General features: G+C 63.9%; 1 protein-coding gene. It reads right to left on the bottom strand.

Annotated features, from left to right (window positions below):
* Positions 1-37: 37 nt before the first annotated feature.
* Positions 38-241: U32 family peptidase C-terminal domain-containing protein (locus R0J88_RS22975; protein WP_410901313.1), on the bottom strand; the 204-nt coding region annotated here is incomplete at its 5' end.

Below are 241 nucleotides of genomic sequence, written 5' to 3'. Positions count from 1 at the left end.
CGCCTGTCAGGCAGCTGAGGCGCACATTACAGCATTGTCAGCTTGCCACCTCGTCGGCGCGCAGGTCGCGCATCAGCAGGGCGTAGTCAAGTGCGACCTGCTCCGGAATGGGCAGGTACACCACATGGCCGTCGCCTGGTGCCACGTCGATGGCCTGCTGCTGGCGGTTGCACAGGCGGTGCAGGTCGAAGTGGTAATTGCCACGCGGGGTCATCAGCTCCAGGTGGTCACCTACGGCAAA

It is taken from the genome of Pseudoalteromonas sp. SIMBA_162, assembly GCF_046535955.1.
Classification (GTDB): Bacteria; Pseudomonadota; Gammaproteobacteria; order Enterobacterales; family Alteromonadaceae; genus Pseudoalteromonas; species Pseudoalteromonas marina.
This window is presented reverse-complemented; position numbering and strand designations above follow the sequence as displayed.